General features: G+C 47.9%; 14 protein-coding genes. 1 reads left to right on the forward strand and 13 read right to left on the reverse strand.

The features are described 5' to 3' along the window. Positions 1 to 4: 4 nt before the first annotated feature. The 8 genes from rsmD to HMPREF1548_RS00110 all read right to left on the reverse strand — a co-directional run bounded on the left by rsmD (position 5) and on the right by HMPREF1548_RS00110 (position 11,747). Positions 5 to 565, reverse strand: coding sequence for a 16S rRNA (guanine(966)-N(2))-methyltransferase RsmD (rsmD, locus tag HMPREF1548_RS00070; RefSeq protein WP_021633543.1), 561 nt, complete (start codon positions 563 to 565; stop codon positions 5 to 7). 139 nt (positions 566 to 704) lie between these two features. Beyond that, positions 705 to 2,942, reverse strand: a complete 2,238-nt coding sequence (locus HMPREF1548_RS00075; RefSeq protein ID WP_021633544.1) for a DNA gyrase/topoisomerase IV subunit A — start codon at positions 2,940 to 2,942, stop codon at positions 705 to 707. A gap of 133 nt (positions 2,943 to 3,075) precedes the next feature. Beyond that, a complete protein-coding gene (locus HMPREF1548_RS00080) occupies positions 3,076 to 4,998 on the reverse strand; it encodes a DNA gyrase/topoisomerase IV subunit B (RefSeq protein ID WP_021633546.1) in 1,923 nt (640 codons plus the stop codon). A gap of 299 nt (positions 4,999 to 5,297) precedes the next feature. After that, positions 5,298 to 6,503: a DUF1189 domain-containing protein gene (locus HMPREF1548_RS00090; protein ID WP_021633548.1), complete on the reverse strand. Its 1,206-nt coding sequence runs from the start codon at positions 6,501 to 6,503 to the stop codon at positions 5,298 to 5,300. A 74-nt stretch (positions 6,504 to 6,577) separates the two neighbouring features. After that, a complete protein-coding gene (locus HMPREF1548_RS00095; protein WP_021633549.1) occupies positions 6,578 to 7,447 on the reverse strand; it encodes a DegV family protein in 870 nt (289 codons plus the stop codon). Between the two features lie 120 nt (positions 7,448 to 7,567). Continuing rightward, positions 7,568 to 9,616, reverse strand: coding sequence for an ATP-dependent DNA helicase RecG (gene recG / locus HMPREF1548_RS00100; RefSeq protein WP_025490008.1), 2,049 nt, complete (start codon positions 9,614 to 9,616; stop codon positions 7,568 to 7,570). Between the two features lie 74 nt (positions 9,617 to 9,690). Then, positions 9,691 to 11,379 carry a DAK2 domain-containing protein gene (locus HMPREF1548_RS00105; protein WP_021633551.1) on the reverse strand — a complete coding sequence of 563 codons (1,689 nt, stop codon included), beginning with the start codon at positions 11,377 to 11,379 and terminating at the stop codon, positions 9,691 to 9,693. 14 nt (positions 11,380 to 11,393) lie between these two features. Further along, positions 11,394 to 11,747, reverse strand: a complete 354-nt coding sequence (locus tag HMPREF1548_RS00110) for an Asp23/Gls24 family envelope stress response protein (protein ID WP_021633552.1) — start codon at positions 11,745 to 11,747, stop codon at positions 11,394 to 11,396. A gap of 180 nt (positions 11,748 to 11,927) precedes the next feature. On the opposite strand from HMPREF1548_RS00110, the gene rpmB reads away from it, so the two are divergent. Then, positions 11,928 to 12,113, forward strand: coding sequence for a 50S ribosomal protein L28 (gene rpmB / locus HMPREF1548_RS00115; protein ID WP_025490009.1), 186 nt, complete (start codon positions 11,928 to 11,930; stop codon positions 12,111 to 12,113). Positions 12,114 to 12,347: 234 nt separating this feature from the next. Here the strand turns inward: rpmB and HMPREF1548_RS29290 are convergent, their stop codons facing one another. From HMPREF1548_RS29290 to HMPREF1548_RS00135, 5 genes are all read right to left on the reverse strand, one after another. Beyond that, on the reverse strand, positions 12,348 to 12,500 hold the full coding sequence (locus HMPREF1548_RS29290) for a hypothetical protein (protein ID WP_021633553.1): 153 nt from the start codon (positions 12,498 to 12,500) through the stop codon (positions 12,348 to 12,350). A gap of 127 nt (positions 12,501 to 12,627) precedes the next feature. Further along, the gene (locus HMPREF1548_RS00120; RefSeq protein WP_021633555.1) at positions 12,628 to 13,038 is read right to left on the reverse strand and encodes a GerW family sporulation protein; all 411 of its coding nucleotides are present in this window, start codon (positions 13,036 to 13,038) and stop codon (positions 12,628 to 12,630) included. Further along, positions 13,022 to 14,122 (reverse strand): DUF2953 domain-containing protein, encoded by a 1,101-nt coding sequence (locus HMPREF1548_RS00125; protein ID WP_021633556.1) that lies wholly within the window; start codon positions 14,120 to 14,122, stop codon positions 13,022 to 13,024. Before HMPREF1548_RS00125 ends, HMPREF1548_RS00120 begins: the two co-directional genes overlap by 17 nt. Positions 14,123 to 14,137: 15 nt before the next feature. Beyond that, on the reverse strand, positions 14,138 to 14,446 hold the full coding sequence (locus tag HMPREF1548_RS00130; RefSeq protein WP_021633557.1) for a hypothetical protein: 309 nt from the start codon (positions 14,444 to 14,446) through the stop codon (positions 14,138 to 14,140). Between the two features lie 211 nt (positions 14,447 to 14,657). After that, the gene (locus HMPREF1548_RS00135; RefSeq protein ID WP_025490010.1) at positions 14,658 to 15,110 is read right to left on the reverse strand and encodes an NUDIX hydrolase; all 453 of its coding nucleotides are present in this window, start codon (positions 15,108 to 15,110) and stop codon (positions 14,658 to 14,660) included. Between the last annotated feature and the right edge of the window lie 204 nt (positions 15,111 to 15,314).

Here is a 15,314-nt window from a genome sequence, read left to right on the forward strand (position 1 = left end):
AATATTATTGCTCCGTTTTCCTGAGTTTCATAAAAACATGTTTATTCGTTTTATATTTCTTCTCTCTCACCACTTCAAAGCCATAATCTTCTGCAAAGGAAAAGTCCCTGCCAAGTTCGGCTTCCATAATAATGAGCGTATCCTCCGTCACATAGTCCGCACGGGATAACGCCCCCAGGACAGGCTCTTCCAGACCGGCCTGATAAGGAGGATCCATAAAAATAATATCAACCTCTTTTTCATGGATGCTGCCCAGTGCGGATACCACATCCTGCTTAAGAAGCACTCCCCTGTCCGTAAACCTGGTAAAATTCAGGTTGTCCTGAATACATTTGGCGGGCTTTACTGCATTTTCCACAAAATAAGCTCTTTTCGCCCCGCGGCTTATGGCCTCGATCCCTATGGATCCGCTGCCGCTGCAAAGGTCTATAAAAATACTTCCGGGGATATCTCCCTGCAGTATATTAAACAGCGTTTCTTTTATACGGTCCGTAGTGGGCCTGGTGTCTATCCCTTCAGGCGCTTTTAACGGAAGGCTCCGCGCCTCTCCTGCAATAACTCTCATATTTTCTCCTGACTGTAGCAATAAGTAGTTAACGTAATCTGACCATCACCGTTTATAACCTCTACGGCTGCATCTGATACACATTATAATTGTTTGTGAAAAAAAAGGCAATCCCTGGTGAAAATGTTTTCAATTATTCCTATGCGCGGATTTTAGTGCCCTTTCCGTCCCTCTTTCCGGCTTTTATCTGATTCAGCACCAGATCGCGGCTCTTATAATGAATGGAGGTATCCTCCGCATTATGCGTAAAGTAAACCGCTTCTATACTGTCGCCTTCGTTGAGCCTCATGCCGCGGACGCCGATTGCGGCTTTTTTCTTTTCAGGGATTTCATCCACACCAAAGCGGAGGAAATAACCGTCTTTAGACTGCAAAATAACGTTTTTTTGTTCCTTCATCATGATGACGCTTACCACTTCGTCACCCTCCTGCAGCTTTGTAGCGGCGACCGTGCGTTTGGCAACGTCGAATTCCCCGCCGTCCACCACCTTTATCATCCCCATCCTCGTAGTGAAAATAACACGGTAAAGGTTCAGCTCGGACTGGCTCGTCACAAGAAGCAGTTCTTCCTGGGAGGAATTGAAGTTGCTCACATTGTCAATGGGAATCCCCTTATCCCTGAATTTGCCAAAGGGCAGGTCCTGCACTTTTACGGTATACAGCTGGCCGTTATTGGTAAACAGGCAGATTCTTCCCGTATTCTTACACTGGAAAACAAACTTGTTTTCCGCATCCGCCGCCTCACGGTTTCTGTCATAGGCGGTTAAATCAATGGTTTTCGCATAGCCGAAACGATCCATCAGGAATACAACATCCATTTCTTCCAGCTTTTTCTCTTCAAATACGGCTTCCCCGCAGTTATCTATCACCGTTCTGCGTTTTCTACCGAATTTTTTCCTGATATCATCCAGTTCATTCATAATGACCTGGGCCATGGAATCTCTTCTGTCAAGAATATCCTCATAACGGTAAATATTGGCCAGCGTTTCCTCATGCTCCTTGATGAGCGCTTCAAGCTCCAGGCCGATCAGCTTGTACAGACGCATTTCCAGAATGGCATTGGCCTGATTGTCAGAAAACTGAAGCTGCTGGGCCATAATGCGGGATTCCCTGGACTTGAATTTGATACCGTCCACTTTCCCTTCCACAAGGCAGGCCTTTGCCATGGCTCTGTCCTTGGATCCGCGGAGAATCTCAATGATCAGGTCAATTACATTGCAGGCCTTAATCAAGCCTTCCTGGATTTCTCTCTTACTGTTTTCACGGGCAAGCAGGTTTTCATATTTTCTGGTGGCTGTCTCATACTGGAAATCAACGCTTGCTTTGATAATACCCTTGATGCCGAGCGTCTCCGGCCTTCCGTCCGCAATGGCGAGCATATTTACGCCGAAGGTATCTTCCAGCCGCGTCTTTTTATAAAGCATGTTGATGAAGTTTTCCACGTCTGCGTCTTTGCGCAGCTCGATTACGATGCGGATGCCTTCCTTGGAGGACTGATTGGATATATCGCTGATATCCTGGGTTTTCTTATTTTCAGCCAGAGCTGCCACATCCATGAGAAATTTGGAAATATTGGCACCGATCATGGGATAAGGGATTTCTGAAATAACGACGTTTACTTTGCCGCCTTTTCCTTTTTCCACGTCCACCTTGCCGCGGACCTTTATTTTTCCCGTGCCGGTTTCATAGATGGAAAGCAGATCGTCTTTATTGGTTACGATGCCTCCGGTGGGAAAATCAGGTCCCTGGATATAGCGCATCAGTTCCTTTGTTGTAATGGCTTCATTTTTCATGTAAGCCTTGGTGGCGTCAATTACTTCAGCCAGGTTATGAGGCGGTATGCTGGTCGCCATACCAACTGCAATTCCCTCCGAACCGTTGACAAGGAGATTGGGGAATTTAACAGGGAGAACGCCCGGCTCTTTTTCCGTTTCATCAAAGTTGGGTACGAAATCCACCACATCTTTATCCAGATCCGATAAAAATGCTTCCTGTGTAACCTGCTCCAGCCTGGCTTCCGTATAACGCATGGCGGCGGCGCCATCGCCTTCTATGTTTCCGAAGTTGCCGTGACCGTCAACCAACGGCAGACCCTTCTTAAAATCCTGAGACATCACCACCAGCGCTTCATATATGGAGCTGTCTCCGTGGGGATGGTATTTACCCATGGTATCGCCTACGATACGGGCGCTTTTTCTATAAGGCCTGTCGTAGCGGATACCAAGCTCATGCATATCATATAAAACCCGGCGCTGCACCGGCTTCAGCCCGTCCCTGATATCGGGAAGCGCACGCGCCACGATGACGCTCATGGCGTAATCAATGAAGGATTTCTGCATAACCTCAGAATATTCTGTTTTTATAATCTTTTCTTCCAATTTTTACTGCTTCCTTTCCTATATCTGACAGATTGTCAAACACCCCTGCCCCTTTCGGCAGGATATTTGACCTGTTGGCAGCCTGCAAGCTCAGGCAGACCCGGCTCCGACCCGCTGCCCTCCGGAATCAACCTCAAATATCAAGCTCCGCATCCGGTGCATAATCATAGATAAACGCTTTCCTGGGAGGAACATCCGTACCCATAAGCAGTTCCGTAACCTCGGAAGCCATTCTGGCATCCTCGATTTCCACCTGCTTGAGCATACGCGTTTCCGGGTTCAGCGTGGTCTCCCACAGCTGCTGCGCGTCCATTTCACCCAGACCTTTATAACGCTGCAGGGTAAACGGGCCTTTATGGCGTTTCCTGTAGCGCTCCAGCGCTTTATCATCATAGAGATATTCTTCACTCCCTTTGGAAGGCATGGCCTTATACAAAGGAGGCATGGCAATATAAACATGTCCTTCAAAAATAAGCTCAGGCATAAAACGGTAAAAAAGCGTCAGCAGCAGCGTGGAAATATGCGCGCCGTCCACATCCGCATCGGCCATGATAATAATTTTGTTGTAGCGAAGCTTGGAAATATCAAAGTCATTCCCGTAGCCTTCTGAAAATCCGCAGCCAAAAGCATTGATCATGGTTTTGATTTCCGCATTGGCCAGAACCTTGTCAATGCTGGCTTTCTCCACATTCAGGATCTTGCCCCTGATGGGAAGGATCGCCTGGTAGGAACGATCCCTTGCCGTCTTGGCGCTGCCTCCGGCGGAATCTCCTTCCACGATGAAAATTTCACATTTGGAAGGATCCCGGGATTCACAGTTTGCCAGCTTTCCATTGGAATCAAAGGAAAACTTCTGCTTGGTGAGCATGTTTGTCTTTGCTTTTTCTTCGGTTTTCCTGATTTTGGCAGCTTTTTCCGCACAGCCTATGATACTTTTCAGTGTTTCCAGATTTCTGTCAAAATAGCGGGTGATTTCATCTCCCGTCACCTTGCTGACCACCTTGGCGGCATCCTGGTTATCCAGCTTGGTCTTGGTCTGTCCCTCAAAACGGGGATCCGGATGCTTGATGGACACCACCGCCGTCATGCCGTTCCTGACATCGGCGCCGGTAAAGTTGGCGTCCTTCTCCTTCAGGATATTCAGCTCCCTGGAGTAGGAATTGATCACGCTGGTGAACATAGTCTTAAAACCGGTCAGATGCGTGCCGCCTTCCGCATTGTAAATATTGTTGCAGAAGCCGAGGACATTTTCATGGAATTCGTTCACATACTGAAGCGCCACTTCCACGGAAATCCCTTCGCTTTCACCGGAAAAATAAATGATATCGCTGACGGCTTCCTTCGTCTTATTCAAATCCTTGATAAAGCCCACAATGCCATCCGGCTCGTGGAATTCAATAACCTCAGGAGTCTCCCGCCGCTTGTCCTCAAAAACAATGGTAAGCTGGGGATTCAGATAAGCAGTTTCATGAAGGCGGCTTTTTACTTCATCCTCTTTGAAACGGGTCTTTTCAAAAATGGTGCCATCGGGTAGGAAATTAACACAGGTTCCGCTCTCACGTGATTTCCCCACCACAGGAAGCAGGCCGTTTTCCAGTTCTATGACAGGAATGCCCTGTTCATATCTGTCTTCATATACCAGTCCGCCGTTTCTCACCCGCACGGTCAGTCTTGTGGACAGTGCGTTGACCACGGAAGAACCCACGCCGTGGAGGCCGCCGCTCGTCTTATATGCGGAATTATCGAATTTACCGCCCGCATGCAGTGTGGTAAAAACAAGACGTTCCGCACTGACTCCCTTTTCATGCATCCCCACAGGAATTCCCCGCCCGTTGTCATCTATGGTAGCAGAACCGTCAGCCTCCAGGGTGACCCGGATTCTGTCGCAGTAGCCGGCCAGATGCTCGTCCACCGCGTTGTCCACGATTTCATATATCAAATGATTCAGACCCTTGGTAGATACGCTTCCGATATACATACCGGGTCTCTTTCGTACTGCTTCCAGTCCTTCAAGGACCGTTATGCTGGAAGCATCATAATTATTGCTTTTTGTCATGTATAACCTCACATTCTGCCGTAACGGCGGCATTGGAACTGATTTGGGAAAAGAAAAAACAGGTCAGCCGCCTGTCCTTCCCGGGTTATTGTAGCACAAATGTTTGGGTAAGAAAAGGCAAAAATTATGTTTGCGGTATAAACGCACCTGTCCCAGCCGGTTTCCTTCCGGAGCCGGGGACCGGCCGGGAAGGACCTACTGGGACAGATGCGCTTATTCGGGCAATCTATGCTGGGTATAAAAAATTATAAACTGCAGGGAATACAGGCCGCTGCCTTTTCCTGAACAGGATTTATTACCTACTGCGGATTGTCCCAGGGATTTCCGTTACCGTGAGTAGCATTACCGCCGTAGGGGATTCCGCTGCTGTCAGGGGCATTGCCGCCGTAGGAGCTTCCATTGCTGTCAGGGGCATTGCCGCCGTAGGGATTCCCGTTGCTGTCAGGGGCATTGCCATAAGGAACATTTCCATTATAAGGGGTTCCGTTTCCATAAGGAGCATTTCCGTTGTAAGGGTTTCCATTACCATAGGGAGCGTTTCCACCTGATGGATTACCGTTACCATAAGGATTACCGTTTCCGTAAGGAGCGCTTCCGCCATAAGGATTCCCATTCCCATAAGAATTTCCATTTCCGTAAGGATTACCATTCCCATAAGGGACATTTCCGGAAGGATTGGCTCCATACCATGGACCGCCCTGTCCTGTGAACTGGCCGGCGGCAAACTGATCTTTGCAGTATTTAATGCCAAAAACCAGATAAAGGCAGGTAATAAGGCGGCAGAGCCAGGTGAGCCGGGGAATATTGAAGGGCAGAAGGCTGTTTACCGCTTTCAGCAGATGCGGAGTAACCATGGAATAAAGGGCCAGCTTGTAGATGGCTCCAAAGGGCAGCGTTATTCTCATAATACTCTGGACGATAATTCCCAGCACGCCGTAAATAAGTGCGGAGAAAAAGTATCCGGCGAAAAGGAAAATGTAAAAGACAATAGCAACGATTGCCATTATCAGATGGAGATAGGGAAGGAACCGGAGGATATCCTCCCTGGAAAAGGAACCTATGCCATAATAACTGCTGCTCTGCAAACTGCCGTCGGAATACATGATGAAATTGGAACGGGCAAACAGGGCAATTTTACGGTATCCCTCTTCCCGGAGAATATGCACCATATCCTCTTCAAAGTATTCCGTACTGCTGTCGGCATAGACATAGACGTCCCCCGAATTATACCGGAAAGTATCATCCATATGCAGCGTTCCTGCGCTGATGGTAAAATCCGGAAGATACTCCGTCACATAGTCCTGGAAGCCATGAGAGGTTATCATGGTAAAAATATAGGGAATGACCAGAATTACAAGCATATATAAAAAGGTAAACAGAAAAACAAATCCCGCCGCTCTTCCGCCGCCAAGCCTGGAAAGAGATGGATATCCCGAAGGTTTGGCAACTGCAGTTTTTATCTGGCTGAAAAAGCCTTTCTTTTCTTCGTTCTGTACATTTGACATTTATATACCTCCTGCATATCACAGTTTTTCATGCGATACTGCATCAATCAGCGGTTTGAAAGGAACTTTCACTTTTACTCCCCGTTCCTGGTGGTACAGGTTACGGCCAGGGCACCGGGGCCTATGTGGCAGGCCACACTCAGTGACAGATGATCCACATAGCTTTCGCATCCGGGGAACTGTCCCAAGACTTCTTCCCGGAAATCCAGGGCTGCCGCATTATTGTTGGTATGTGCAATGTCAAGCCACATGTCTGCCTGCTCTGGCTCCTTTCCGAAGCGTTTGGTGATGTCATTTTTAATGGCATTCATCATGATCTGCTTCCCCTGGGCGGTGGTTCTCGCCTTTGCGAAGGCATCCAGCTTTTCTCCCTGAATCTGGAGCACCGGCTTTATTTTTAAAATGGTTCCCAGTGCCGCTGCAGCCGGCGTGATGCGTCCTCCGCGCTTCAGATAAAGAAGTGTATCTACCATTATATAAATGCTGGAATTGTATTTATCCTTTTCCAGAAAATCTTTGATTTCTTCTGCCTCCATTCCCTGGGCAGCCAGATATCTTGCATCCAGGACGGAACGGCGCTGGGTAACGGAAATCCGCTGATTATTCACAACCTGTACTCTGCCGTCAAAATCCTGTGCCAGCATAAGGGCCGTCTGACATGAGCCGCTCAGGCCGCTGCTCATGGGAATATGCACAATACTGTCATAGTCCTTCAGAAGGTCTTTCCAAAGCTGCAGGACAGATTCCGGAGAAGGCTGTGAGGTTGAAATAGCTGCGCCTGTTTTCAGTTTCTGGTAGAACTCCTCCTGAGAGAGACTGATTCCCTCAAAAAAAGTCTTGCCTTCTATCATAAAGGGCATGGGAAGAACACTGATGCCAAGCTCCTGTGCCTGCTGTTGGGTAATGCCGCTGTTACTGTCTGTTACAATTGCAACCTTTGACATAATTATACTCCTTTTGAATGTCTTTTACGGTAACGGTCCGGACAACAGTACTGTCACCTTCTCCGTTTCCCCTGCAACACCGGTTATGCTCCGAAGGCAGAGAATAAATTCATTCTACCGTCAGATGCTCCTAAAGTCAATGGAATTCCAGTTCTCTTTTTCCTTCTCGTAAAGCAGGCTGTATCTGCTGTTATTTTCCTCCGGATCCTCAGCTGCGATCCGGTCAGCCAGGCTGCTGGCGGAAAGCAGAAGATCGGAATCCTGGTAAATATCTCCTATTTTAAAATCAAGCAGCCCGCTCTGCCGTATACCGAACAAATCTCCGGGACCTCTGAGCTTGAGATCCTCATTGGCAATATGAAAGCCGTCATTAGAGCTGTTCAGTATTTTCAGGCGTTTCATGGTCTGCTCATTGTCATTACCACTGATAAAAATGCAGTAGCTCTGGGCATCGCCCCTGCCGACCCGCCCCCTGAGCTGATGCAGCTGCGCCAGGCCGAAGCGTTCCGCATTTTCCACCATCATGACGGTTGCATTGGGAACGTTGATTCCCACCTCAATAACCGTGGTGGAAACAAGAATGTCGATGTCCTTTCTGGCAAAAGCATCCATAATGCTGTTTTTTTCCGCAGGCTTCATCTTTCCGTGAAGCGCGGCAATCCGGATGGTGTCAGGGAAAACAAGCTTCAGCTTTTCCGCATAGTCCAATACATTTTCCAGCCCGTCCATCTCTCCTTCTTCCACCATGGGACAGATGACATAGATCTGATGCCCTTCTTCAATCTGCCTGCGGATGAAAGCATAGGCAGTCTGGCGGTAAGAGGTATTTACCACACAGTTTTTTATAGGCTTACGGCCGGCAGGCATCTCGTCCAGGACGGATACATGCAAATCTCCGTACAAAACAATGGCAAGCGTTCTGGGAATCGGCGTTGCGCTCATGACAAGCACATGGGTGTCCTTTCCCTTATCCGCCAGAGTCTCCCGCTGCCTGACGCCAAAACGATGCTGTTCATCGGTAATGACAAGGGAAAGCCGCCGGTATACCACCTTTTCCTGAATCAACGCATGGGTGCCAATGATAGCATTGACCTCCCCGGCTGCAATTTTCCCATAAATTTCACGTTTTTCCTTCGCGGTCTGGGAACCGGTCAGCAGTGCGGGTCGTATGCAGAGTCCATATTCTTCGCTCATCTCAAGAAGGGCTTCATAATGCTGGACGGCAAGCACCTCGGTGGGCGCCATCAGGCAGCCCTGCCTTCCGTTGGCCGCACACATGAGAAGCGCAAGAAAAGCCAGAATTGTTTTCCCGCTTCCCACATCCCCCTGCACCAGCCGGTTCATAGCATTTTCACTGCACATGTCCGCTTCTATTTCCGACCATACCCTCAGCTGGGCGCCCGTCAGCCGGTAAGGAAGGCCCGCCAGGAGCCTTTTCGTATCCTGCACGCAAGCAAGCGGCTCTTCCACCCTGCGGACCTGGTTGTCCTCCTTCAGCTTCCGAAGCGCCAGGAAAAACTCCAGGAATTCGTCAAAGGCCAGCCTTCTCCGGGATTCCATCAGTTCCTCCGTACTCTGGGGGAAATGGATCTTTTCCAACGCATCTGCATAAGGAATGAGACGGAATTCCTCCCGGATGTCAGCCGGAAGGTATTCCGTCAAGGTGATGCTTTCCAGCGCCCTTCGCACCGCCTTGCTCACACCATTATTGGTCAGGCCCATGGTCAGCGCATATCTGGGCTGGAGAGTTCCCTGCAGGAGGGCATACTCCTCCGGCTTGTATATCCTGGGCTGCTCCATGCGAAGCGGCTTTCCCTCCTGGCATACGCCGCGGAATACATAGGTCATGCCGGGCTTAAGCATATTGCGCAGGTAAGGCATGCCGAAAAAAGTGATACGAAAAAGGCCGGTTGCATCCCCGGCCTGAACGGTAGTGATTAAAAGATTGCGGACATGCTTCGTGGAAGGCGTTCCGATAACGGAAGCCCTGACCGCACATACCCTCCCGGGGACAAGACCTGAAACCGTTACGGTGGATTCCATCTTGTCATAATCCCGCGGATAATGCGTTAAAAGCTGCCCCACTGTCATAATATGAAGCTTGGAGAAAAGACCTGCCGTCTTTTCTCCAATTCCTTTGATTGCTGTTAATTCCGTATTGATATCCATTTTTATACCGTATGCATACCGCAGGCCTGCCCGCGGCATTGCATGAATCAGTCGTCTGAAAGAAACCTTCAGGCTTATTCTGCTGAAATAATATAGTAATAAATCGGCTGTCCGCCGTACTGCAGCTCAATGTCACAGGAAGGATATTCCGCTTCGATTCTGCCCTTCAGCTTCTGCGCCGCCTCTTCCGTGATGTCTGCGCCATAATAGATGCTGATAAGCTCAAGATCCTCATCCATCATGGCTTCCACCATGCGGAAGGAAACCTCTTCAATATCACCGCCTACAGAAAGGATGCCGGCATCCCCGATGCCCATGTAGTCTCCCTGCTTGATTTCCTTATCGTCAATGACAGTATCCCTTACGGCATAGGTAACCTCGCCGGTCTTTACATGGCAGATTTCCTCTGTCATGGAGGTTTCATTCTCTTCTGCGCCCATATCCGGGACATAATTAATCACAGCCGTAATACCCTGGGGAATGGTCTTGGTGGGAACTACGATCACCTTCTTATCCTCTACCAGATATTTCGCCTGGTTGGCTGCAAGAATAATATTTTTATTATTGGGCAGCACATAAACCGTATCCGCATTTACCTGATTGATGGCGTTTATTACATCCTCAGTGCTTGGATTCATGGTCTGGCCGCCGGCTATAATATGGTCAACACCAAGTCCCTTAAAGATCTCATCAATGCCTTCGCCTACGGAAACCGCGATAAACCCGGCTTCCTTGCGTTCAGCCGTCTCTTCTTCCGCCGCAGGTGATTCCGTGGTATCCTGTGCATCCCCTGACATCTTGAAAAGCTTCTCCTGATGCTCCAGACGCATATTATCTATTTTCAAATTGGAAAGGGCGCCATACTTCAATGCCTTCTGGATTGCGAGTCCGGGGTCATTGGTATGTACGTGCACCTTGACCACGTCATCATCCGCAACCACAACAATGGAATCGCCTATGGATTCCAGATATGCCTTGAAATCCATCTCCTGCTTGATATTGAAAGTTTTGCTCAGCATTATGATAAATTCCGTACAGTAACCAAACTTGATTTCCATATTGGCCTGCGCTTCCAGGCTGGCATTCACGGCAGACTGGCGGGATGAGCTCTGTGCAGGTTCGCTGATCGAGAAATCAATCTCCTTGCCAAGGAAAGCGTCAAAGGAACCGTGAAGCACTTCAATAAGCCCCTGTCCGCCTGAATCCACCACGCCCGCCTGCTTCAGGACAGGGAGCATTTCCGGTGTCTGGCTGAGAACATATTCCGCGTGCTCAATGACTTCCCGGATAAACTTCTCCATATCTGTCTCACCTGCGTCGGCAAGCTCACGCGCTTTCATGGAAGCGCCCTTTGCCACGGTAAGGATGGTTCCCTCCTTAGGCTTCATTACCGCTTTATATGCGGTCTCCACAGCCTTTTCCCCTGCGGCGGCAAGAATCGGGATGGTTATCTCGTCATACTCCCGGATACCCTTGGTAAAACCGCGGAAAAGCTGGGAAAGGATAACGCCAGAATTCCCTCTCGCACCGCGGAGGGAACCGGAGGAAATAGCCTTTGCAAGAGTCATCATGTCGGGTTCTTTCATTGCAGCCACTTCTTTGGCGGCGGACATGATTGTGAGGGTCATATTAGTACCCGTATCTCCGTCAGGAACCGGAAATACGTTCAGTTCATTAATCCATTCTTTTTTACTCTCAAGATTCTTGGCGCCTGCTAAGAACATCTTCGCAAATACCTTAGCGTCTATAGTATTTAAACTCACAACTAAAGTCCTCCTTAATCAATCACTCGTACACCTTCTACGAAGATGTTGATTTTCTCAATTTCCATTCCGGTGAATTCTTCCACTTTATACTTCACATTATCTATCAGGTTGTCCGAAACAGCCAGAATACTAACACCATAGGAAACAATTACATGGAAGTCCAGTGTCAGTTTATTATTGTTAATTGTTACCGTAATGCCCTTGGCCAGATTATCTTTTCTTAAAAGCTTCACTACGTCCTTCACGGTGATTCCCATGCCGACGATACCGAAGCATTCCATTGCCACTGTACCAGCATACTGCGCAATAACTTCTTTATCGATGGTTATATTGCCCATATGGGTATTCATAGAAGAGCCCTTCATGTAGTACCTCCTTCTTTCTTACCGAAAAATATAAGATTATTATAACCGCTTTCCGGAAAAAATGGAAGTCTTATTTAATTTTCAGATAATCCGGCAAATTTTGCTTGCCAAATAATTATTTTTCTGGTATTATACACATGTTGTGGTCTGAAAAATTATTATGGTTTAGGAGGTGCGAAGATGGCAAAATGTGATATTTGCGGTAAGGGTGTTCATTTTGGAAACAACGTAAGCCATTCCCATAGAAGATCCAATCATATCTGGAACTCAAATGTTAAAAGCGTGAAATGCAAGGTGAACGGCGCATCCAAGAAAATGCACGTATGTACCAATTGTCTTAAGTCCGGCAGAGTAGAAAGAGCATAAAAGGAACTGTTTCCTGAGATTTAATCTCCCAAGGAATTATATTCCGGGGAATTAATCCCTTTGCTATGAGGTCTGTTGAAATGATTGACACAAAGACAAGACTGTCAGAATTCGGTATCGAATTTACAGACAGTCTTTTTTTGTGCCTTAAATGTGTGATACAGGCTGGAGCATATTTGAAAATTGCCCTAAGGCCGGTATGTCTGGGCCGTATTGCCTGATACTGCTTTTACTCTATTTTTCGCAGAAAATCATATTATAGCTCACCAGCAGCAGAATAACTGCCACGATAAGCCCGGCAAGCCTGTTGGAAATGAGCAGTGTTAGAACCATGCCAAAGGCGATACTGAATACGATAATTCCTACGAACTTCCACATTTGCTGCATCTGCTTACTCCTGGCGGCTTTACTAATATAGTATGCCGGCGCAGGCCGTCCGATGCTTTGTTGCCAGAACTATTAATGACAAAAGAAAAACCCCGGCAGCAGGCCAGGGTTTTTCTTTTGAAACTCACTAATCGATTACCTCATCATCTTCCGAAGGAAACGCCGCTTTTTCAGCTTCCTCATCGCTCATCATCGTTTCATCCTTGGTAGTGAACTTATCCACCAGGTCGGGAATCATATCCAGTATCTTGGTAACGCTGTCCTGATTTTTAATATTAACCAGCTTCGTCTGGCCGTTTTTAATCAGGAGAACCGCACTGGGAGTCATTTTCCCGGACAAGCCTCCGGCTCCGCCGTCCTTGCTGCCGTTGCAGCTGGCTCCCGCACCTACGCCAAAGCTGACGTCAACAAGAGGAACTATAATCGTATCATCGATTTTTGTCGCCTCTCCCACCACCGTCTTAGTTGACATCAAAGCATTGGCGCCTTTCAGCAGGGATTCCATTACGGAACTGATGCCGTTATTTTTTTCTGCCATTTGTCATTTCCTCCTTTTTAAGCCGTCTGACGAATCTCCAGGTCTTCTTATCAAGTATAATGCGGAGCACCGCGGCAAAAGCCACCACGAACCGCACCCTGCCGCGGATATCAAACTCTCCCTCCAGGCGGGGTTTTTCAAAATCGGGACTGATATGGACAGTCTCGCCAATTATCGGGTACAGCATTCCGTGTATGGCCAATATCTGGCCCGTAGATGCGGGATCCCCGGTTCCAACAATGAAATCCACCTTCATTTTCCGGGGCCTGAGATGCCGCAGCAGCCTTCCCGCCTCCCCATGTACATTTTTCAGGATCAATTGTGTCTCATCCAATGTGAGAACATCTATATAATAATCTATATTGTCCCGGATCTGCTTTATTTTATCACAGAGCTTACTGATTGTGTACTGAATATTCTGAAAAGTTTCCTTAACAGCTTTAAAGAAAGAAGAAAGCATATCACTGAGGCGTACCCACCAAGCGGTTTTGTGTGAAGCTGTTTCCTTTTCTTCAAATTCCTTCTTTGACCTTCCTTCCGGTTTTGACTCTTGTTCTGATTCTTCTTCCGGTTTCTTTCCCTTTATCTCTACACCCTTCTGTTCTTCGCCTTTACAGCTTCCGTCCTCCCGGCCTTGCGCGCTCCGCTCTTTGCCGGTGTCTTTTTCCTGAAGCTTCTGAACTTTCTGGACAGCTTCTCCCGAACGCTGCCCTTCGTTTTCCGGCTTCTTCTCCTCTTCCGCACTTTTTCCGGCATCATCCCCGCCCGGAACAGACTTTTTTTCATCAGCCGCCGCTGCCTTCGGCACCTTCTGCTTCATACGGAAACGAAAACCGCATATTTTCAGCTGTGAAAGATAATTCTTCTCATACTTGCCCGTGTCATATTCCAGACTATAGCTGAGGAAAGAAAAAAACCAGGTCAGACGGATAATTCCATGAGGCTTACCCTCTGCCGGAATTTCGCCCCTGGCCCGATATCTGACCGGAACAAAAAGAACCAAACATAAAATCAGAAGGAGAACGGCCAGAATGATGAGCAGGATAACGCCCACTGTTTTTAAAATACCGATTACGATTCCCATGGCTTCAGCTCCTGCTTATCTGTGCTCCAGAATATATTTTTTGATATCCGCGCTCCCGGTTTCCCTGACCACCTTTTCCGTCATGGCGACTACCATATCCACGGCTTCCGTGTAGCTTGCGGCAAGACCTACGATAAACAGATCCTCCTTATCGTAAAACTTCTGCTGCAAAAGAGCACAATGGAAAATGTCCAGCTGATCATCAGACTTCGCCAATGCAATAATATAGATGGAAAACTGCCCGGCATTCGCCCTCAGCTTCCATTTCACTTTTTCCGGATTGCGGATGCTTTCACTGACATACAAATGTCTGTAGAACTTCATTGTGCCTGTCACTTTCTTTCCGAAGCAGATTACGGCATTGCACTGCAGCAGCCTGTTACCCTGAACATTTACCTGCTATTTACAAATTTGCCTGTTTCTGCCTCTTTTATACAATAAGGAAGAATTTGATTGAAGAAAGGCGGCATGGAATAATGTCCATTCCGCCTTACCGCCTTTTTTGTGTAAAATTCCCGGACGGCTGCCGGAAACCTCAGAAATACTTTTTGCTGCCCCACAAATTCTTCTTCTTGAGATCCAGATATTCATGATAGGCCTTCTCCAATATCTGCTTCTCATTGGCAAACTTGAGCAGATGATAAGCCTCATGATACTTATAGAATCCGGAGTCAACAAAATATTCCTCACGTTGTGGTTTACTGTAATAACTGTCGGCCATCATCAGATACCAGTGAACCTCCTTGTCCACCGTATCCTCCGGCACACTGAAGGTATACTCACTCTTCCCGATATACTTGATAATGGATGCCCTGGCACCGCTCTCCTCAAGAACCTCCCGGAGCGCCGTATCCTTATATTCTTCTCCTGCCTCTACCGTTCCCTTGGGCAGCACCCAGCCTTCATACTTGTTCTTGAAATTCTTATACAAAAGCAGAATCTTCCCACGGAAAATAACCACACCGCCACAGCTTGTTGCTTCTATCATTGCAATTCCTCCTGTTTGGTGTGAGCCGCGCCCCATATCTCAAAACACAGAACGCATATTCAATTGCATAAACTACATAAAGTATATCCCAAAACCCCCCGTAAGGCAAGTATAAAATTCTTTATCAGATGTGTAGGGAGGACGTCTATACGAGTTACTGTTCCGGGGTTGTAAGGCGGGTTTTCTGGGCGGGAGGGGATTGGG

Source organism: Clostridium sp. KLE 1755 (genome assembly GCF_000466465.2).
Classification (GTDB): Bacteria; Bacillota; Clostridia; order Lachnospirales; family Lachnospiraceae; genus Eisenbergiella; species Eisenbergiella porci.